Source organism: Kitasatospora sp. GP82 (assembly GCF_029892105.1).
GTDB lineage: Bacteria > Actinomycetota > Actinomycetes > Streptomycetales > Streptomycetaceae > Kitasatospora.
Genome location: NZ_JARZAJ010000004.1, coordinates 98,463 through 117,781, shown reverse-complemented (window position 1 = coordinate 117,781; position 19,319 = coordinate 98,463). Strand labels below are relative to the sequence as shown.

Genomic DNA, 19,319 nt, shown 5'->3' with positions numbered 1-19,319 from the left:
GCCGGGGCGGGTGTCAGAAGGCCCGGCCCGGCAGCGGGACCACGGTAGTTGAGGGCTCATCAGTTTGGGAGGTGGCGCGCAGAATTCATCCGATCGAGCTATCAAGTTGTGACGTTGACACCCGCAAGTCAGGTAGAGGCAACCAAGCGCAAGTCACCTGGTGGGGCGAGGTCCCCCGCGCCCCTTGGGGGTCGCGCCTGCGCCACCGCGCTCCTTGGGGGTTCGCGCCTGCGTTTGCCGGTGCTGCTTGTGGGGGTCAGAGGTCGCGGTGGACCTTGTGGTTGGCGGCCTGGGCGCGGGGGCGGACCACCAGGAGGTCGATGTTGACGTGGGAGGGGCGGGTGACGGCCCAGGAGACGGTGTCGGCGATGTCCTCGGAGGTGAGCGGCTCGGCGACACCCGCGTACACCGCCGCGGCCTTGTCCTCGTCGCCCCGGAAGCGGGTGACCGCGAAGCCCTCCGACCTGACCATGCCCGGGGCGATCTCGATCACCCGGATCGGCTCCCCGCACAGTTCCAGCCGAAGTGTCGCCGCGATGGTGTGCGCGGCGTGCTTGGCCGCGACGTACCCGCCGCCGCCCTCGTATGCGGCCAGCGCCGCCGTGGAGGAGAGCACCAGCACCGTCCCGTCGCCGGTGGCCCGCAGGGCGGGCAGCAGTGCCTGCGTCATGTGCAGGACGCCGATCACGTTGACTTCGTACATGGCACGCCAGTCGTCCGGGTCGCCGTTCTCGACGGACTCCGCACCGATGGCGCCGCCGGCGTTGTTGATCAGCACGTCCACCCGGCCGACCTCGGCCGCGAAGGCGTCCACGGCGGCGCGGTCGGTCACGTCCAGGGTGTAGGCGCGACCGCCGATCTCCTTGGCCAGGGCCTCGATCCGTTCGGTGCGTCGTGCGGTGAGGACCACCTCGAAGCCGTCCGCCGCCAGCCGTCGGGCGGTCGCCGCGCCGATTCCGCTGCTCGCACCGGTGACCACGGCCACCTTCTGCTCGGTCATTGCCACTCCTGGGGAGAGATACCGGTTGTGCAACGATCATCGCATTCGGCCGGTCATCCCAATCCGAGGGTGGGGGGCCTGCGGGCGAGGCCACGGCCGTGGCGGGTGCCGGTTTTGCGCATGCCCCACTACATTGCGTAGCAGTCGCGCCCTCACCCCGCGGAGGATCCCATGGCAGCCGAGCCCCGCCGTTCCGAGTCCGGTCACCCGATCGAGCCGCTCTACGGTCCCGAGGCGCTCGCCGACTGGGATCCGGCCGCCAAGCTCGGCAGGCCCGGTGAGTACCCCTTCACCCGGGGCGTCTACCCGACGATGTACACCGGCAAGCCGTGGACCATGCGCCAGTACGCGGGCTTCGGTACCGCCGCCGAGTCCAACGCCCGCTACAAGCAGCTGATCGCCAACGGCACCATGGGCCTCTCGGTCGCCTTCGACCTGCCGACCCAGATGGGCTACGACTCGGACGCCCCGATCGCGGCGGGCGAGGTCGGCAAGGTCGGCGTGGCGATCGACAGCGTCGAGGACATGAGCGTGCTGTTCGGCGGTATCCCGCTGGGCGAGGTCTCCACCTCGATGACCATCAACGCACCGGGCAGCCTGCTCCTGCTGCTCTACCAACTGGTCGGTGAGGCACAGCAGGTGGCGTCCGACCGGCTCACCGGCACGATCCAGAACGACGTGCTGAAGGAGTACATCGCGCGCGGGACGTACATCTTCCCGCCGAAGCCGAGCCTGCGGCTGATCGCGGACGTCTTCCAGTACTGCCGCGCCGAGATCCCGAAGTGGAACACCATCTCGATCTCCGGCTACCACATGGCCGAGGCCGGGGCGAACCCCGCGCAGGAGATCGCCTTCACGCTCGCCAACGGCATCGAGTACGTCCGTACCGCCGTTGCCGCCGGGATGGACGTGGACGACTTCGCGCCGCGCCTCTCCTTTTTCTTCGTCTCCCGCACCACGCTGCTGGAGGAGGTCGCCAAGTTCCGTGCGGCACGCCGGATCTGGGCCCGGGTGATGCGCGAGGAGTTCGGTGCGAAGAACCCCAGGTCGCTGATGCTGCGCTTCCACACCCAGACCGCAGGCGTCCAACTCACCGCCCAGCAGCCGGAGGTGAACCTGGTCAGGGTCTCGGTCCAGGCGCTGGCGGCGGTGCTCGGCGGCACCCAGTCGCTGCACACCAACAGCTTCGACGAGGCGATCGCGCTGCCCACCGAGAAGGCCGCCCGACTGGCACTGCGCACCCAGCAGGTGATCGCGTACGAGACCGACGTCACCGCGACCGCGGACCCGTTCGCGGGCTCGTACGCGGTCGAGTCGATGACCGACGAGGTCGAGGCCGCCGCGCTCCAACTCATGGCCAGGGTCGATGAGATGGGCGGTGCGGTGGCCGCGATCGAGCAGGGCTACCAGAAGTCGGAGATCGAGCGCACCGCGTACCGGATCCAGCAGGAGACCGACTCCGGCGCACGGACCGTGGTCGGCGTCAACCGCTTCCAGCTGGACGCCGAGGAGCCCTACGAGCCGCTGCGGGTGGACCCGGCGATCGAGGCCCGGCAGGCCGAGCGGCTGGCCAGGCTCCGTGCGGAGCGCGACAGTTCGGCCGCCGAGCGGTCGCTTACCGCGCTGCGCAGGGCGGCCGGGGGCAGCGACAACGTGCTCTACCCGATGAAGGAGGCGCTGGCGGCCAGGACGACCGTCGGCGAGGTCTGCGACGCGCTGCGCGAGGTCTGGGGGACGTACACCCCGGTCGACCGCTTCTGAGACCGGCCGCTGAGACCGGCTTCCGGCACCGGTCGGGAAGGCCGAAGGGCCCCGGGTCGCGGACGACTCGGGGCCCTTCGGTTCATCCTCAGTGCTTGCGCAGCTGGAAGGACTTGAAGTAGTCCACACCGTTCGGGGTGCCGACACCGGTGGCGGTGTCGTAGCCCTTCGACGCGGTCAGACCGTAGTCGGCGCCGACCTTGTACAGGCGCACCTTGAGCTGGCCGCCGATCATGCCGAGGTCGACGACGTTGCCGAACGGGGTGTGCACGGCGGCGTTGTTGACGTCGTGGAACGCCTTGGTGCCGGCCCGGTCGTAGAGGACCGGGTTGGCGAAGCCGATCGCACGGCCGCCGCGCTCCTGGATGGTGTCGGCCAGCACGGCCGCCAGCTCCGGGGAGGAGACCGAGGTGCCGCCGTAGCCGCCCTCGCTGTAGGCGCCCTTGTCGGGGGTGTAGCCGACCAGGGTGGCGGCGACCAGGTCACCGCTCATCGCGACGTCCGGGGTGGCGCGCAGCGGGGTCAGCGACTTGGTGCCGTCTGCCGCCACCTTGGCGATGGAGTTCGGGACGACGCCCTTCTGGTACCAGGGCTGCTGGAAGTCCTTGGAGACGCCGCCGCCACCACCGAAGTAGAAGAAGCCGGGCATCGGGTCCCAGGACTTGCCGTCGGCCGAGAGCACCGAGCGCTGGTCGCCCATGGAGACCTCGTGGCCGTACTTGCCGCTCTTGTCGGCGAGCTCCAGGGCGGTGCCGCCGACCGAGGTGACCCACGGCGAGGCGGACGGCCAGTCGGCCTGGGCCTCCTTGGTGTCCTTCTCGCAGTTGATGCCGGTCGCGGCAGCGCCGGGCGAGCTGTTGCCGCAGTCACCGCTGGAGACGGTGAAGCTGATGCCCTCGAGGGCACCGAGCTCGAAGAGCTGGTTGTCGGCGGCTATGACGGCGGGGTCCAGGTCGCCGCTCTTGCCGTGCATGATCTCGCCCCACGAGTTGGAGACGACATCGGCCAGGTGACCGTCGACGACCTTGGCCAGGGCGGCGTTCAGGTCGGCGTCCATGCAGGAGTTGGCACCGACGTAGACGACCTTGGCGTCGGGCGCGAGGCCGTGCGCCATCTCGACGTCGAGGGCCTCCTCGCCGGACCAGTCACCGCAGTCGGCCTGGTGGTTCCACTTGTCCTTGGTGACGACCTCGGTGTACTGGCCCTTGGCGAACGGCTTGTCGCCGTGCAGGGAGGCGAAGTGGTTCGCGTCCTGCTCCATGGTGCCGAGCGCGTAGGCGTCGATGATGGCGACCCGGGCCCCCTTGCCGGTCACCTTGGCATCGGTGATGCCGTACGCCTTGCGCAGCTGGGTCGGGGTGTACGAGCAGGGAGCGAAGGGCTCGTTCTTCTCGTACCCGGCCGGAGCGCCCTTGGCGACCTTGCTGGCGTAGCCGTTGTCCGAGCAGGTCGGCACGGTCGGCAGACCGGCGTCCGGCTTGGCGGCCTGGGGGGAGAGGCCGAGCCGCGGCTGGGCGGCGGCTGCGGCGTTCTCGGCGTCCTTGACCGACACGGCCTGCGAGACGGCCTTGTGCGGGGCGTCGCTCAGGTTGCCGACGGCCAGCACCGCGTTCGCGACGGCGGCCGGGACCACGGCGTTGCGGGCCGGGGCGCGGTGGGTGCCGTCGGCCGTCCGGTAGCTGTGGAAGGGGGTGCCGAAGGCCTTGGTCAGCGCGCTGGTGCTGCCGGAGACCTGGATGTAGTGCGAGGTGCTCTCGGAGATGCTGAGGCCGGCGCCGGTCAGCCAGGCGGTGACCGCCTTGACCTGGGCCGGGGTGGCGCCGAACTTGGCCTGGGTGTCCTCGGTGGAGAGGAACTCACCGTACTTGGGCGAGTTCACGTCCGAGACGGCCTGGGCGAGCGCCGCCAGGCCGGCCTGGTCCTGACCGGCCAGGTAGACCCGCGCGGTGCTCTGGGCGGAGTCGGCGACGGCGCCGAGGTCGGCCTGTGCGGTGGCCCAGGCCGGGTGGCTGCCCGGGAGCTCCTTGGCGGTCTGCTCGTTGACCGGGGTGGCAGCTCCGGCGGGAGCAGCGACCGCGAGCGTCCCCAGGATCAGCGCGGCAACGGCCGGAGCCGCCACCGCCGTCCGGGTGCGCAGGGTTCGTGCAGTTGGCACGTGGGTTCCCCACATTCTTCGAATGGACGGGCCGTCAGGGCGCCTTCGTGAGGGCATGACGGAGCACGCCGCGACCGGTTCACCCGGTCGTGGCTGGAAAGTTGACTGTGCGCTAGTTGTCTATTCGCGTATGTGTGCGTTGTTCAAGAGTGCATGTCAAAGCTTTGCCAGTGCATGACCGGCCTGTAGGGGCGCATGGCGGGGCAATGCGGGCAGAGGGGGGCATTGCGGAAGGTGAGGGATGCCGCCGTGTCCGTCCGGCCGGGAGCTCGTTGCACAGGACAGTGATCATCGGGAAGGCGGCTGAAACGGTATGTCATACCCACCTGCACGACCGGTAAGCGCAGGTTCGCCGGAAGTCAGGCCAAATCCCTTTCACCGGCCTACTCTTGTTGAGGTGAACGAACCTCAGGCCGCCGAGACCGCACCCAAGCCCCCCGTCCGTGCCGGCGCCGCCCGTCCAGGGTCCGATCTGCGGGCCCTGGTGCGGGTGTACGAGGCTGAGCTGATCGCCTTCCGGCGCGACCTGCACCGCCACCCGGAACTGGGCCGGCAGGAGTTCCGTACCACCAGACTGCTGCGCGAGCGCCTGGTGGAGGCCGGGCTGACCCCCAGGGTGCTGCCCGGCGGCACCGGCATGATCGTGGACCTTGTGCCGCCCGGGACGAAGCCCGGCACGCCGTTCCTGGCCTTCCGCGCCGACATCGACGCGCTGCCGATCGACGACGCCAAGACCGAGGTCCCGTACCACTCCACCCTGCCGGGCCGGGCGCACGCCTGCGGGCACGATGTGCACACCTCCATCGCGCTCGGCACCGCACTGGTGCTGACCCAGGCCCTCGGGACGGGGGAGCTGAAGCAGCCGGTCCGGCTGATCTTCCAGCCGGCCGAGGAGGTGATGCCGGGCGGCGCGCTGGATGTGATCGCGGCGGACGGCATGGAGGGGGTCGGCCGGATCTTCGCGCTGCACTGCGACCCGAGGGTGCCGGTCGGCCGGATCGGCCTGAAGATCGGTGCGATCACCTCGGCCTGCGACCGTCTGGTGCTGCACCTGGACGGCCCCGGCGGCCACACCGCCCGGCCGCACCTGACCACGGACTTGGTGACGGCGATCGCGCGGATGGCCGCCGACCTGCCGGCCGCGCTGGGGCGCCGGATGGATCCGCGCTGGGGCGTCAGCCTGGTCTGGGGCCGGATCACCTCGGGATCGGCGCCGAACGTCATCCCGCAGCACGCCGAACTGGAGGGCACCGTTCGCTGTCTGGAGCTGCCGGGCTGGCGCGAGGCGCCGGAGACGCTGCACGAGCTGATCGCCAAGATCGCCGAGACCTACCGGGCCAAGTGGACGCTCGACTACCACCGAGGTGTGCCCCCGGTGGTGAACGAGCACGAGTCCATCGGCCAGTTGGAGGCCGCGATGACGGCCCGCTTCGACGACGGCAGCGGCCCGGTGGTGGAGGACACCGAACAGAGCCTCGGCGGCGAGGACTTCTCCTGGTATCTGGAGCAGGCTCCGGGTGCGCTGGCACGCCTCGGGGTCCGGGCGCCGCACGAGAAGGGGGTGCGTGACCTGCACCAGGGCGATTTCGACGTGGACGAGCGGGCGATCGGTATCGGCGTGGAGCTTTTCGCGGCCCTTGCGCTGGAGTACGGGCGGGTGTGAACGACGGGATGTGAATGCGGGATGTGAACGCCAAAGGGCGAACGGCGGAGGTGTCTTGGCGTAGGGTGTTCATTCACTGGCGCAGGGTGTTCGTCCTTACCATCCGGTACTGACAGTTCGGGTGGTGCGGGTATCGGGATTTGTCCGCTTCGTCCGGACGTAGGACCACATTTTGATAACAACCCGAATGCCCTCGCAGGCCGTAACCCAACCGTGTTCTACGCGCGTTACGGTGGCGCTCGACCACGCCAAACGGGTGTGTGAGAAGGAGAAACTCCCTTGCGCCGTTCAATGAAGCTCGCCGCGGTTGTGCTCTCGGGATCCCTGGGCATCGCCTCGCTCGCCGCTTGCGGCGCAAAGAGCACCGACACCTCCGCCTCCTCCGGCTCCTCGGGCGGCTCCGGTCTCAAGGTCGGTATGGCCTACGACATCGGTGGCCGTGGCGACCAGTCCTTCAACGACTCTGCCGCCAAGGGTCTCGACAACGCCAAGGCCCAGCTCGGTGTGAGCGTCACCGAGGCCGAGGCCAAGACCGGTGAGGCCGAGGCCGACAAGGAGACCCGTCTCAAGACGCTGGTCTCCAACGGCTACAACCCGGTCATCGCCGTCGGCTTCGTCTACCAGTCGGCCGTCGAGAAGGTCGCCAAGGACAACCCGAACGTCAAGTTCGCGATCATCGACTCCGCCTCGGCCACCCAGCCGAGCAACGTCACCTCGCTGACCTTCTCGGAGCAGGAGGGCTCGTACCTCGCCGGTGTCGCCGCCGCGCTGAAGACCCAGAAGAAGCACGTCGGCTTCATCGGTGGTGTCCAGTCCGAGCTGATCAAGAAGTTCGAGGCCGGTTACAAGGCGGGCGTCGCCTCGGTCGACCCGAGCATCAAGGTCGAGACCACCTACCTCACCACCCCGCCGGACTTCAGCGGCTTCAACGACCCGGGCAAGGGCAAGGAAGCCGCCCAGGGCCAGCTGGACAAGGACGCGGACGTCATCTACACCGCCGCCGGTTCCTCCGGTGCCGGTGCCATCGAGGCCGTCTCGCAGGCCGGCAAGTGGGCCATCGGTGTCGACGCCGACCAGGCCCAGCAGCCCGCGCTGTCCAAGTACAAGGACCACATCCTCACCTCGATGGTGAAGAACGTGAACGTCGCGGTGTTCGAGTACATCAAGGCGGCCAAGGACGGCAACCCGTTCACCGGCGTCAAGAACTTCGACCTGAAGAGCAACGGTGTCTCGCTGGCCACCAGCGGCGGCCACATCGACGACATCAAGGGCAAGCTGGACGACGCCACCAAGGCGATCACCACGGGTGCCACCAAGGTCCCGACCGCTCCGCAGAGCTGACACCAGCCTCGCCTGCCACTGCCTTCTGCCAGGCAGCGGGCATGATTGACGCACCATCAGGGAGGGGCCCGGCAGGGCGCGCATGACGCGCTCCACCGGGCCCCGTCCCGTCCCCCCTCCCCCCTCCCCCCTTTGCCTTGGCCCTCCAGCGCAACGACGCGCCTCCAGACCACCAGGAGATCGCCATCACCGCTTCCGACCCCGCCCTCAGCAAGGGCGGCACCCCCAGCGCGGGGACGGCGACACCGGCCGTCGAACTGCGCGGCATCACCAAGCGCTTCCCCGGTGTCGTGGCCAACCACGACATCAACCTCACCGTGCAGCGCGGAACCGTGCACGCCCTGATGGGCGAGAACGGCGCCGGCAAGTCCACGCTGATGAAGATCCTCTACGGGATGCAGAAGCCCGACGAGGGCACCATCGCCATCAACGGCGAGCAGGTCGAGTTCAACACCCCCGGCGACGCCATCGTGCGCGGCATCGGCATGGTGCACCAGCACTTCATGCTGGCCGACAACCTCACCGTGTGGGAGAACGTCGTCCTGGGCGGCGAGAAGCTGCACGGAATAGGAGCCACGGCCAAGGCCAAGATCAAGGAGATCTCGGACCAGTACGGCCTGGGCGTCCGCCCGGACGCCCTGGTCGAGGACCTGGGCGTGGCCGACCGCCAGCGCGTCGAGATCCTCAAGGTGCTCTACCGCGGCGCCAAGATCCTGATCCTGGACGAGCCCACCGCCGTCCTGGTGCCGCAGGAGGTGGAAGCGCTCTTCGGCAACCTCCGCGAGCTCAAGGCCGAGGGCGTCACCGTCATCTTCATCTCGCACAAGCTGCACGAGGTGCTCTCGGTCGCCGACGCGATCAGCGTCATCCGCCGTGGCACCACCGTCGGCGACGCCGACCCGGCCGATGTGACGGCCCGTCAGCTCGCCGAGATGATGGTCGGTGCCGAACTCCCCTCCCCGGAGAGCCGCGAGTCCACCGTCACCGATGTCGAGATGCTCAAGGTCGAGGGCCTGCGGATCGCCAAGGCCGACGCCGAGGGCATCGAGCGCGTCGTCCTGGACGACATCTCGCTGCGGATCCGCAAGGGCGAGATCCTCGGTATCGCCGGTGTCGAGGGCAACGGCCAGGCCGAACTGGTCGAGGCCATCATGGGCATGCTGCCGCTGGACGCGGGCAGCGTCGTGCTGGACGGTGCGGACCTCTCGGGATCGCTCACCCGGGTCCGCCGCGAGGCCGGTATCGGCTACATCCCAGAGGACCGCCACAAGCACGGCCTGCTGCTGGAGGCCCCGCTCTGGGAGAACCGCATCCTCGGCCATGTCACCGAGGCCCCGAACTCCAAGGGCGTGCTGCTCGACCCGGCTGCCGCCCGTAAGGACACCCAGCGGATCGTCGAGGAGTTCGATGTCCGTACTCCCGGTATCGACGTCACCGCGGCCTCGCTCTCCGGTGGCAACCAGCAGAAGCTGATCATCGGCCGCGAGATGAGCCACGACCCCAAGCTGCTGATCGCCGCCCACCCCACCCGCGGTGTGGACGTCGGCGCACAGGCGCAGATCTGGGAGCAGATCCGCGGTGCCCAGCGCGAGGGCCTGGCCGTCCTGCTGATCTCCGCAGACCTGGACGAGCTGATCGGCCTCTCCGACACCATCCGGGTCATCTACCGCGGCCGCCTGGTCGCGGACGCCGACCCGGCCACCGTCACCGCCGAGGACCTGGGCACCGCGATGACCGGTGCGGCCGCCGGCCACATCGAGTCGCCCCCCGAAGCCGTAGCCGAGGCCCACGCCATCGCGATCGAGGGCACCGAGGCCGAGGCCGCCGAGGCTGCTGAGGCTGAGACCGCTGAGGCCGAGACCGCCGGAGCCGAGACCGCTGAGGCCGAGGCCGAGACCGCCGAGGGCGACCAGCCCACCGACACCGCCGACGGCAACGCGCAGGCGGGGGAGTAAGTCACATGACCAGTAGTCCTGACACCGCCAAGAAGCCGGCGGCCAAGCGTTTCGACGGCGAGCGCATCCTGCTCGGCCTCGCCGCGCCGGTGCTGGCCGTGCTGCTCTCGGTGGTCATCTGTGCCGCCCTGTTGGCGACCTCCGGCAAGGATCCGTTCCACGCCTTCGACGTGATGTTCACGTACGGCACCAAGTCCGACGCCCAGGTGCTGACCCTCAACCGGGCCACCACCTACTACCTCGCGGGTGTCGCGGTCGCCTTCGGCTTCCGGATGAACCTGTTCAACATCGGTGCCGAGGGCCAGTACAAGCTGGCCGCGCTGTTCGCCGCCTTCATCGGCGCCCAGGTGGACCTGCCCTCGTTCATCCAGATCCCGCTGCTGCTGATCGTCGCCATGCTGGTCGGTGGCATCTGGGCCGGTATCGCCGGTGTCCTCAAGGTCACCCGAGGCGTCAGCGAGGTCATCTCGACCATCATGCTGAACGCCATCGCCACCGCCGTGGTCGGCCTGCTGCTCGTCCCCGGCGTCTTCGCGCCGAAGTCCAGCGGCACCAGCAACTCCATCCAGACCGACCCGATCTCGGCCTCCAGCCACTTCTTCGCGCTGGACACGCAGGGCGGCAGCCTCTGGGGCTTCATCGTCGTCGCCGCACTGGTCGGCGTGGTCTTCCAGCTGGTGCTCACCCGCACCCGCTTCGGCTTCGACCTGCGCGCCACCGGCCGCTCGGAGAGCGCCGCCCACGCCTCGGGCGTCAACGTCAAGCGCATGGTGCTCACCAGCATGGTGGTCTCCGGCGCGCTGGCCGGTCTGATCGGTCTGCCCGACCTGCTGCAGAACTCGTACTACTACGGCCAGAACTTCCAGCCTGGCCTGGGCTTCCTCGGTATCGCCATCGCCCTGCTCGGCCGCAACTCGCCGATCGGCATCGCCTTCTCGGCGCTGCTGTTCGCCTTCCTGGACGTCACGGCTGTCCAGCTGCCGTTCGCCGGCTACCCGCAGGAGATCGTCACGGTCATGCAGGGTGTCATCGTCATCTGTGTCGTCGTCGCCTATGAGCTGGTGCGCCGCTTCGGTCTGAAGCGCCAGCAGCAGAAGGTCGGCGCGGAACTCGCCGCGCAGGCCGCTGCGGCCGCCAAGAAGGAGGTCTCGGCGTGAGCGAGCGCAGCGAGCGAACCATCAAGAACTGTGTGTTGTGCGAAGCACGCACCGAGCGAAGCGAGGTGTGGGCATGAGTACCGCAACTGCAACTCGTCCCAAGTCGCCGGGCAGCGCGCCCGCCAAGAAGGCCAAGCTCTCGGCCCCGGTCGTCCTGCTGCTGATCGCAGCCGCCATCGTGCTGCTCTCGGTGGTCGGCATACTGACCGGCAACCACGGCCTGACCTCCTCCGGCCAGGTCGCCGCCGCGCTCGGCTCGGCGGTGCCGATCGCCCTCGCCGGTCTCGGCGGTCTGTGGGCCGAACGCGCCGGTGTGGTCAACATCGGCCTCGAAGGCATGATGGTCGCCGGTACCTTCTGCGGTGCCTGGGGCGGCTACCTGGTCAACCCCTGGTTCGGCCTGCTCGCCGGTATGGCGGGTGGCGCGCTCGGCGGTCTGCTGCACGCGATCATCACCGTCACCTTCGGTGTCGACCACATCGTCTCCGGTGTCGGTATCAACCTGCTGATCCCGGGCATCTGCGCGTACGTCAACAAGATCTACTACACCGACTACGTCTCCGCGGGTGCCGGTGCCAACCAGTCCCCGCCGGCCGACTCGCTGCCGTATCTCACGGTGCCGGGCCTGTCGCACTGGCTGGAGACCGTCGAGTCCCACCACTGGTTCCTGCTCTCGGACGTCGCGGGACTGCTGGGCGGTGTGGTCACCAACCTCTCGGTGGTCATCCTGATCGCCGCCGCGCTGATCGTGGGCAGCTACTTCCTGCTCTGGCGCACGGTCTTCGGTCTGCGCCTGCGCTCCTGCGGTGAGAACCCGACGGCCGCCGAGTCGCTGGGTGTCAACGTCTACAAGTACAAGTACCTCGCGGTGATCGCCTCCGGTGCCTTCGCGGGCCTGGCCGGTTCGTACCTCTCGCTGGTGGCGGCCCACTTCTACAAGGACGGCCAGACCCAGGGCCGCGGCTACATCGGCCTCGCCGCGATGATCTTCGGCAACTGGCTGCCGGGCGGCCTGGCCGCCGGTGCCGGTCTGTTCGGCTTCACCGACAGCCTCCAGCTGCGCGACGCCGACTCGGTGCACGTGCTGCTGATCGTGGTTGCCGTCGCGATGGCGCTGCTGGCGCTCTGGCAGCTGTACCGGCGCAAGCTCACCGGTGCGCTCATCAGCATCGTGGTGGCCGGTGGCCTCGCGGCCTGGTTCGCCGCCACCGACTCGGTGCCGCGTCCGCTGATCGTCGCCACCCCGTATGTGATCACCCTGGTGGTGCTCGCACTGGCCTCGCAGCGGCTGCGTCCGCCGAAGGCCGACGGGCAGATCTACCGCAAGGGCCAGGGCAAGTGACATCGACTCGGATTCCCGACTGGGAGGCGCTGCGCGCCGCCGCCCGCGACGCGATGTCGCGAGCGTATGCGCCGTACAGCAAGTTCCCGGTCGGGGCCGCGGCCCTGGTGGACGACGGCCGTACCGTCACCGGCTGCAATGTGGAGAACGCCTCGTACGGGCTCGCCCTGTGCGCCGAGTGCGGACTGGTGTCCGCGCTGCACGCCTCGGGCGGCGGCCGGCTGGTGGCCTTCACCTGTGTGGACGGCACCGGTGAGCTGCTGATGCCGTGCGGGCGCTGCCGCCAGCTGCTGTACGAGCACGGCGGCCCCGAGCTGCTGGTCGAGCTGCCCTCGGGCGTGAAGACCATGGCCGAGGTCCTGCCGGATGCATTCGGCCCCGAGCGGCTCTAGCAACGGCTCTTGTTACGCGCGTAGAGTGTCGCGAAGAGACCGAGAACCGGTCTTTTCGCGGCACTCTTCGTTTTTGCGGCACTCTACGCATGTGAGTATCTGACCCACCCTCTTGGAGATTCCATGTCCATGGACGCCCCCTCCGTCATCCGGACCAAGCGCGATCGCGGAGAGCTGACCGACGCTCAGATCGACTGGGTGATCGACGCCTACACCCGTGGCGAGGTCGCCGACGAGCAGATGTCCGCCCTGGCCATGGCCATCCTGCTGAACGGCATGAACCTCCGCGAGATCAGCCGCTGGACGGACGCGATGATCCGCTCCGGTGTCCGGATGGACTTCTCCGCCCTGGGCGTCCCCACCTCGGACAAGCACTCCACCGGCGGCGTCGGCGACAAGATCACGCTGCCGCTCGCCCCGCTGGTCGCCGCCTGCGGCGCGGCCGTACCCCAGCTGTCGGGCCGCGGCCTCGGCCACACCGGCGGCACCCTGGACAAGCTGGAGTCCATCCCCGGCTGGCGGGCGCTGCTCTCCAACGACGAGATGATGACCGTGCTGCGCGACACCGGCGCCGTCATCTGCGCGGCGGGCGACGGCCTCGCCCCCGCCGACAAGAAGCTCTACGCGCTGCGCGACGTCACCGGCACCGTCGAGGCGATCCCGCTGATCGCCTCCTCGATCATGTCGAAGAAGATCGCCGAGGGCACGGGCGCCCTGGTCCTGGACGTCAAGGTCGGCTCCGGCGCCTTTATGAAGAACCTCGCCGACGCCCAGGAACTCGCCCGCACCATGGTCGGCCTGGGCACCGCGGCCGGGGTCAACACCGTCGCCCTGCTCACCGACATGTCCACCCCGCTCGGGCTCACCGCCGGCAACGCGCTGGAGGTTCGCGAGTCGGTCGAGGTGCTGGCGGGCGGCGGTCCGGCCGATGTGGTCGAGCTGACCGTCGCCCTGGCCCGCGAGATGCTCGCCGCGGCGGGCGTCCACGGCAAGGACCCGGCCGAAGCGCTGCGCGACGGCTCCGCGATGGACCACTGGCGCCGCATGATCACCGCTCAGGGCGGCGACGTCGACGCCCCGCTCCCGGTCGCCCGTGAGCAGCACGTCATCACCGCCTCCGCCTCCGGCGTGCTCACCCAGCTCGACGCCTACGCCGTCGGCGTCTGCGCCTGGCGCCTCGGCGCGGGCCGCGCCCGCAAGGAGGACCCGGTGCAGGCCGGTGCCGGTGTCGAGATGCACGCCAAGCCCGGCGACACCGTGACGGCGGGCCAGCCCCTGCTGACCCTCCACACCGACACCCCCGAGCGCTACGACTACGCGATCGAGGCCCTGAAGGACGGCGTCACCATCGCCCCGGCGGGCACCGCGTTCACCCCGACCCCGATCGTCCTCGACCGCATCGCGTAGGTCCGCGTCGCGTAGGACGCAATCACGTAGGGCAACGCCCGTGCGTTGCGGTGCATCTGCACCGTGACGCACGGGCGTTGACCGTTTCGCCGTCGAGAAACCCGGGCCGGGCGAGGTCAGTGGGCGGCCATGGCGCGGCGGGCGGTGACGGCCCGGCGGGTGGCGTAGAGGGTGATGGCGGTGGCGAGGGTCATGGCGATCAGGCCCACGGCGGCGGCGCCGGTCCAGCCGGTGGAGTGGTAGGCGTCGGCGCCGACGGTGCCGCCGAGGCTGTTGCCGAGGTAGTAGGCGATCAGGTAGAGCGCGGAAGCCTGGGCACGGCCGTGGGTGGCGGTGCGGCCGACGGAGGACGAGGCGGTCGCGTGGCCGGCGAAGAAGCCGGCGGTGATCAGGACCAGGCCGAGCAGCGTGCAGGGCAGCGAGCCCGTCAGCGAGATCAGCAGCCCGGTGGCCGTGGTGCCGATCGCGACGTACAGGGCACCGCGCCGGCCGAGGCGTCCGGAGAGCCGTCCTGCGGAGGCGGAGGACGCGGTGCCGACCAGGTACACCACGAAGATCGAGGCGGCCACCGACTGCGGCAGACTGAAGGGCGCTGCGGTGAGCCGGTAGCCGACGGTGTTGTAGACCGCGCCGAAGACGGCCATGAACAGCAGTCCGAGCGCGTACAGCCGCAGCAGCAGCGGATTGCGCAGATGGGCGGAGACCGTACCGGCCAGGGCGCGGGGATCCACCGGTGCTCGGCGGAAGTTCCTGGCGGCCGGGATGAGCAGCCGGAAGGCCAGGGTGGCCAGCAGCGCCATGACGGCCGAGGCGGCGAGCCCCCAGCGCCAGCCCCAGGCGGCGGCCACCCAGCCGGAGACCAGACGCCCGCCCATGCCGCCGATACTGTTCCCGGCCACGTACAGACCCATCGCGGAGGCCAGCGCGCTCGGGTGGACCTCCTCGGCGAGGTACGCCATCGCGGTCGCCGGCAGCCCGGCGAGTGCGGCGCCCTGGAGAACACGGAGGACGACCATGCTGGTCAGGTCCGGTGCGAAGGGCAGCGCCAGGGCGAGGAGGGAGGCGGCCACGGTGGAGGCCGTCATCACGGCCGTGCGGCCGTAGCGGTCGGAGAGGGCGCTGGCGGGGAGCAGGGCCAGAGCGAGACCGAGAGTGGCGGCCGAGGCGGTCCAACTGGCCTGGCCCGGGGTGAGGTTGAGGTCGGCCGAGAGGATCGGCAGCAGGCCCTGGGTGGAGTACAGCAGGACGAAGGTGGCGATCCCGGCGGCGAAGAGCGCGAGGTTGGCGCGGCGGAATCCGCGCTCGCCCGGGCGGTGACGCAGGTCCTCCTCCGGCGATCCGGCGGGAGCGGCGGGGCCGGCAGGGGACGGCTGGGGGAGGGCATCCGGCAGCGGTGCTGCGGATGCCCCGGTACTGGCAGGCGACATGGTTCGACCGTAGGACCGGTCTGCTTGATGCGTCCAATGCATGGATCACGGAGAATCAATGCTGTGATGTATGAGAGCAGCTCGCAGCCCCTGCACCTCGCCGACCTGGGCCAGGACTCGTCCGCCCTCCAGTTGGCGCCGCAGCTGGCGCAGTTCGCGGCCGTGGCCCGGCTGGAGCATGTGACGCAGGCGGCGCAGTTGCTGGGCATGCCGCAGCCGACGCTCTCCCGTGCGGTGGCCAGGCTGGAGGCCGAGCTCGGCGTGGACCTGCTGGCCAGGCAGGGCCGTACGGTGCGGCTGACCAGGGCGGGCCGCCTGCTGCTCGGCTCGGTCGAGCGGGCACTGGCCGAGCTGGAGCGCGGGGCGGAACAGGCCCGCGCGGAGGCGGACCCGGTGGCCGGCCGGGTGGCGTTCGGCTTTCTGCACACCATGGGGACGGACGCGGTGCCCGCGCTGCTGCGGGGCTTTCGGGCGGAGCATCCACAGGTGCGGTTCCAGCTGGTGCAGGACTATGTCGCGGCGATGCTGGAGCGGCTGCGCGCGGGCGAGTTGGACCTGTGCCTGGTCGCGCCGCTGCCGGACGCATCCGATCTGACGGCCCGCCCGCTGGACGAGCAGCGCCTGTACCTGGTCGTCCCTGCCGACCACCGCCTCGCCGGGCGGCGGCGGATCCGGCTGGCCGAGGTGGCGGACGAGCCGTTCGTCGCGGTCGAGGAGGGGTACGGGCTGCGCGTGATCACGGACGGGTTCTGCGCGGAGGCCGGGTTCACGCCCCGGGTCGCCTTCGAGGGCGAGGAGGCGGAGACCCTGCGCGGGCTGGTCGCGGCCGGGCTCGGGGTGGCGCTGCTGCCGCCCGCGCTGGTACCGCGCCCGGGGGTGGTCGAGCTGGAGGTGACCGCCCCCAGGACCCGCCGGGCGATCGGCCTCGCCTGGGTGACCGGCCGCCCGCTGACGCCACCGGTGGCGGCGTTCCGGGACTTCGTCCTGTCCCGACGCGGGCGGCTGCTGGACCACGACTAGCCCGGGCGACTGCGCGGCTTCCCGTGGCACGCGAGGACTTGCCCTTCAGGGGTGGGTGACCGGGGAGGCGGTGGCGGGCGTGGTCTGGTGGGGGGCGGCGTTCGAGGGCGGCCGACAGGATGGCGAGGGCGAGAGCGGCGGCTGTCATTGCCGCGCCGACCAGATTGGGGACGGTGTAGCCGTACCCGGCGCTGATGACCAGGCCGCCGAGCCAGGCGGCCAGGGCGTTGCCCAGGTTGAACGCGCCGATGTTGACTGCGGAGGCCAGGGTGGGCGCCTCGGCGGTCTGGTCGAGTACGCGCTTCTGCAGTGGCGGCACGGTGGCGAAGCCGAACGCGCCGAGCGGCGTCACGGTCACGGCGGCCGCGATCCGGTTGTGCGCGGTGACGGGCCCGGGCGGGGGCCGGCGCAGGCGCGTTGGGCCACCCGGTGGAACTCGGTGCGCGACGGCGCGACCGGCCGGTGATCGACGTGGTCAATCTACGCGCGTAGGGGCTACACTCCCGCAATGGAGAAGCAGATCCCTGCCACTGCGGGCACCACAGGCCCCCGCATTCCCACCGCCGACCAGATCGCCCGTGCCCCGAAGGTGCTCCTGCACGACCACCTCGACGGCGGGCTGCGCCCCCAGACCATCGTCGAACTGGCCGCCGCCTGCGGCTACGAGGGGCTCCCCACCACCGACCCGGCCGAGCTCGGGGACTGGTTCCGCGAGGCCGCCGACTCCGGCTCGCTGGTTCGCTACCTGGAGACCTTCGCCCACACCTGCGCCGTGATGCAGACCCGTGAGGCGCTGATCCGGGTCGCCGCCGACTGTGCCGAGGACCTGGCCGCCGACGGCGTCGTGTACGCCGAGGTCCGCTACGCCCCCGAGCAGCACCTGGAGGCCGGCCTCACCCTCGACGAGGTCGTCGAGGCGGTCAACGAGGGCTTCCGCCTCGGCGAGGCCAAGGCCCGGACCAACGGCCACCGGATCCGGGTCGGCGCACTGCTCACCGCGATGCGCCACGCCGCCCGCTCGCAGGAGATCGCCGAGCTGGCCAACCGTTTCCGCGACCAGGGCGTGGTCGGGTTCGACATCGCCGGTGCCGAGGCCGGCTACCCTCCCACCCGTCACCAGGCCGCCTTCGACTACCTCAAGGGCGAGAACAACCACTTCACCATCCACGCCGGTGAGGCGTTCGGTCTGCCCTCGATCTGGGAGGCCCTGCAGTGCTGCGGCGCCGACCGGCTCGGCCACGGCGTGCGCATCATCGACGACATCACCGTCCACGAGGACGGCCGCGTCGAGCTGGGCCGCCTGGCCGCGTACGTGCGCGACAAGCGCGTCCCGCTGGAGATGTGCCCGACCTCCAACCTGCAGACGGCGGCCGCGACTTCGTACGCCGAGCACCCGATCGGCCTGCTGAGCCGGCTGAAGTTCCGGGTCACGGTCAACACCGACAACCGGCTGATGAGCGGCACCAGCATGAGCCGCGAGTTCGGGCACCTGGTCGAGGCGTTCGGCTACACCCTGGGCGACATGGAGTGGTTCACCGTCAACGCGATGAAGTCGGCGTTCCTCCCGTTCGACGAGCGGCTCGCGATGATCAACGACGTGATCAAGCCCGGGTATGCCGAGCTCAAGGCGGAGTGGCTGTTCAGCCCGGTCGTCTGAGGCTTGACCGAGCGGGCGCCCCGAGCGCCCGGACAGTCGTCGGATGGGCGCGGGACCGTCGCCGGGGCCCCGCGTTCATCCGACTACTCACTCCTGTGAGTTAACGGTCGTTGTGCCTCACGGAGTCAAGTCACTACGGTGTGCCAGTCACTGTTGACACGGTGTAGCGGCAGGCGTCCCCCGGGCGTGCCCGCACACCGGCCACCGACGAGGACTTGAGGACCAACTCATGAAGCAGGCCACCCTGAAGGCTGCCGGAACTGCGGCGCTCGGCATTGCGATCGCGGCGGCTGCGGGTTCGGCGTCCGCTGCCACCGGCGGTGGGTTCGGGACCCCGGTCAGCGCGCTGAACCACACCGAGGCACTGACCGGTGCGGCCGGCGGCGCCGTCAACAAGCTGCCGGGCGGCGACGGGGTCACCGAGACGGTCGGCACCCTCAACCCCGGTGTCGCCAACGCCCTGGCCCCCGCCGCCGACGCGGCTCCGGATGCGGCCACCCGTGCTCTGCGCGGTGGCAACCCGGTCACCGGCGCGCTGGGCAACGTCCCCGGTGCCGGTGCCCTCACCGGCGCGCTCGGTGGCGGCGTGCCCGGCGTTCCCGGCCTCGGCGGCTGAGCCGCCGGGCCGTGTGAGCACGGCGCGGTACCGACCCGGGCACGTCGCACGCCCGAACGCCCCGAAGGGCCGCCGATCCAGGGCGGCCCTTCGGGGCGTTGTCGTGCCGTGCGGGCCTTCCCCGAAGGCTCACGGCTCCTGGGGCAGCAGCAGCCACAGTGCCAGGTAGATCAGGAACTGCGGGCCGGGCAGCAGGCAGGACGCCAGGAAGAGTATGCGGACGGTCCAGGGGGAGAGACCGAAGCGGTTGGCGATCCCGGCGCAGACGCCGGCGATGACGCGGTTGTGGCGAGGGCGGGCAAGCCTGCTCATGGAAGCTCTCCGAAGTCTTCTGTCCCGATCCGGTCCCTCCGGCGGGCATGTCTCAATCTTCGGATTTCGACGGGCTCCAGGCGTCAGCCCCAGTGGCGATCCCGTCCCCTGAGC

General features: G+C 70.3%; 15 protein-coding genes and 1 pseudogene. 11 read left to right on the top strand and 5 right to left on the bottom strand.

Annotated elements, in window-relative coordinates; genetic code table 11:
* Positions 1 to 256 precede the first annotated feature (256 nt).
* Positions 257 to 1,000, bottom strand: coding sequence for an SDR family oxidoreductase (locus P3T39_RS05450; RefSeq protein WP_280696191.1), 744 nt, complete (start codon positions 998 to 1,000; stop codon positions 257 to 259).
* A 171-nt stretch (positions 1,001 to 1,171) separates the two neighbouring features.
* Between P3T39_RS05450 and P3T39_RS05445 the strand changes: the two genes are divergently transcribed.
* Positions 1,172 to 2,761: a methylmalonyl-CoA mutase family protein gene (locus P3T39_RS05445; protein WP_280696190.1), complete on the top strand. Its 1,590-nt coding sequence runs from the start codon at positions 1,172 to 1,174 to the stop codon at positions 2,759 to 2,761.
* A gap of 88 nt (positions 2,762 to 2,849) precedes the next feature.
* Here the strand turns inward: P3T39_RS05445 and P3T39_RS05440 are convergent, their stop codons facing one another.
* Positions 2,850 to 4,916 carry a S53 family peptidase gene (locus P3T39_RS05440; RefSeq protein ID WP_280696189.1) on the bottom strand — a complete coding sequence of 689 codons (2,067 nt, stop codon included), beginning with the start codon at positions 4,914 to 4,916 and terminating at the stop codon, positions 2,850 to 2,852.
* A 472-nt stretch (positions 4,917 to 5,388) separates the two neighbouring features.
* On the opposite strand from P3T39_RS05440, the gene P3T39_RS05435 reads away from it, so the two are divergent.
* From P3T39_RS05435 to P3T39_RS05405, 7 genes are all read left to right on the top strand, one after another.
* Complete coding sequence (locus P3T39_RS05435) at positions 5,389 to 6,579, top strand: amidohydrolase (RefSeq protein ID WP_280696374.1); 1,191 nt, start codon at positions 5,389 to 5,391, stop codon at positions 6,577 to 6,579.
* Between the two features lie 279 nt (positions 6,580 to 6,858).
* Positions 6,859 to 7,920: a BMP family ABC transporter substrate-binding protein gene (locus tag P3T39_RS05430; protein ID WP_280696188.1), complete on the top strand. Its 1,062-nt coding sequence runs from the start codon at positions 6,859 to 6,861 to the stop codon at positions 7,918 to 7,920.
* Positions 7,921 to 8,177: 257 nt separating this feature from the next.
* Positions 8,178 to 9,875 carry an ABC transporter ATP-binding protein gene (locus tag P3T39_RS05425; protein WP_280696373.1) on the top strand — a complete coding sequence of 566 codons (1,698 nt, stop codon included), beginning with the start codon at positions 8,178 to 8,180 and terminating at the stop codon, positions 9,873 to 9,875.
* Between the two features lie 5 nt (positions 9,876 to 9,880).
* Entirely contained in the window at positions 9,881 to 11,032 is a 1,152-nt protein-coding gene (locus P3T39_RS05420) for an ABC transporter permease (protein ID WP_280696187.1), read from the top strand.
* A gap of 73 nt (positions 11,033 to 11,105) precedes the next feature.
* Positions 11,106 to 12,374, top strand: a complete 1,269-nt coding sequence (locus P3T39_RS05415) for an ABC transporter permease (RefSeq protein WP_280696186.1) — start codon at positions 11,106 to 11,108, stop codon at positions 12,372 to 12,374.
* Positions 12,371 to 12,766, top strand: coding sequence for a cytidine deaminase (locus P3T39_RS05410; protein ID WP_280696185.1), 396 nt, complete (start codon positions 12,371 to 12,373; stop codon positions 12,764 to 12,766). The genes P3T39_RS05415 and P3T39_RS05410 overlap by 4 nt, the downstream gene beginning before the upstream one ends.
* A 123-nt stretch (positions 12,767 to 12,889) precedes the next feature.
* Positions 12,890 to 14,173 carry a thymidine phosphorylase gene (locus P3T39_RS05405; protein WP_280696184.1) on the top strand — a complete coding sequence of 428 codons (1,284 nt, stop codon included), beginning with the start codon at positions 12,890 to 12,892 and terminating at the stop codon, positions 14,171 to 14,173.
* A gap of 116 nt (positions 14,174 to 14,289) precedes the next feature.
* Here the strand turns inward: P3T39_RS05405 and P3T39_RS05400 are convergent, their stop codons facing one another.
* Entirely contained in the window at positions 14,290 to 15,600 is a 1,311-nt protein-coding gene (locus P3T39_RS05400; RefSeq protein ID WP_280696183.1) for an MFS transporter, read from the bottom strand.
* Positions 15,601 to 15,666: 66 nt separating this feature from the next.
* Here P3T39_RS05400 and P3T39_RS05395 point away from each other — a divergent pair, with 66 nt between their 5' ends.
* A complete protein-coding gene (locus tag P3T39_RS05395) occupies positions 15,667 to 16,620 on the top strand; it encodes a LysR family transcriptional regulator (RefSeq protein ID WP_280696182.1) in 954 nt (317 codons plus the stop codon).
* Between the two features lie 94 nt (positions 16,621 to 16,714).
* Here P3T39_RS05395 and P3T39_RS05390 read toward each other — a convergent pair.
* Positions 16,715 to 17,008 (bottom strand): annotated as a pseudogene (locus tag P3T39_RS05390) (MFS transporter); the annotation flags it as partial.
* A 120-nt stretch (positions 17,009 to 17,128) separates the two neighbouring features.
* On the opposite strand from P3T39_RS05390, the gene P3T39_RS05385 reads away from it, so the two are divergent.
* Complete coding sequence (locus P3T39_RS05385; RefSeq protein ID WP_280696181.1) at positions 17,129 to 18,277, top strand: adenosine deaminase; 1,149 nt, start codon at positions 17,129 to 17,131, stop codon at positions 18,275 to 18,277.
* A gap of 229 nt (positions 18,278 to 18,506) precedes the next feature.
* Entirely contained in the window at positions 18,507 to 18,893 is a 387-nt protein-coding gene (locus P3T39_RS05380; RefSeq protein ID WP_280696180.1) for a hypothetical protein, read from the top strand.
* 129 nt (positions 18,894 to 19,022) lie between these two features.
* On the opposite strand, the gene P3T39_RS05375 is transcribed toward P3T39_RS05380, so the two are convergent.
* The gene (locus tag P3T39_RS05375) at positions 19,023 to 19,205 is read right to left on the bottom strand and encodes a PspC domain-containing protein (RefSeq protein ID WP_280696179.1); all 183 of its coding nucleotides are present in this window, start codon (positions 19,203 to 19,205) and stop codon (positions 19,023 to 19,025) included.
* Positions 19,206 to 19,319: the final 114 nt, after the last annotated feature.

Excerpts from the sequence above, each read along its gene's own strand:
- P3T39_RS05450 (WP_280696191.1), bottom strand. The coding sequence starts at position 1,000 with ATGACCGAGCAGAAGGTGGCCGTGGTCACCGGTGCGAGCAGCGGAATC.
- P3T39_RS05445 (WP_280696190.1), top strand. The coding sequence starts at position 1,172 with ATGGCAGCCGAGCCCCGCCGTTCCGAGTCCGGTCACCCGATCGAGCCG.
- P3T39_RS05420 (WP_280696187.1), top strand. The coding sequence starts at position 9,881 with ATGACCAGTAGTCCTGACACCGCCAAGAAGCCGGCGGCCAAGCGTTTC.
- P3T39_RS05415 (WP_280696186.1), top strand. The coding sequence starts at position 11,106 with ATGAGTACCGCAACTGCAACTCGTCCCAAGTCGCCGGGCAGCGCGCCC.
- P3T39_RS05405 (WP_280696184.1), top strand. The coding sequence starts at position 12,890 with ATGTCCATGGACGCCCCCTCCGTCATCCGGACCAAGCGCGATCGCGGA.
- P3T39_RS05400 (WP_280696183.1), bottom strand. The coding sequence starts at position 15,600 with ATGTCGCCTGCCAGTACCGGGGCATCCGCAGCACCGCTGCCGGATGCC.
- P3T39_RS05395 (WP_280696182.1), top strand. The coding sequence starts at position 15,667 with ATGTATGAGAGCAGCTCGCAGCCCCTGCACCTCGCCGACCTGGGCCAG.
- P3T39_RS05385 (WP_280696181.1), top strand. The coding sequence starts at position 17,129 with ATGGAGAAGCAGATCCCTGCCACTGCGGGCACCACAGGCCCCCGCATT.
- P3T39_RS05380 (WP_280696180.1), top strand. The coding sequence starts at position 18,507 with ATGAAGCAGGCCACCCTGAAGGCTGCCGGAACTGCGGCGCTCGGCATT.
- P3T39_RS05375 (WP_280696179.1), bottom strand. The coding sequence starts at position 19,205 with ATGAGCAGGCTTGCCCGCCCTCGCCACAACCGCGTCATCGCCGGCGTC.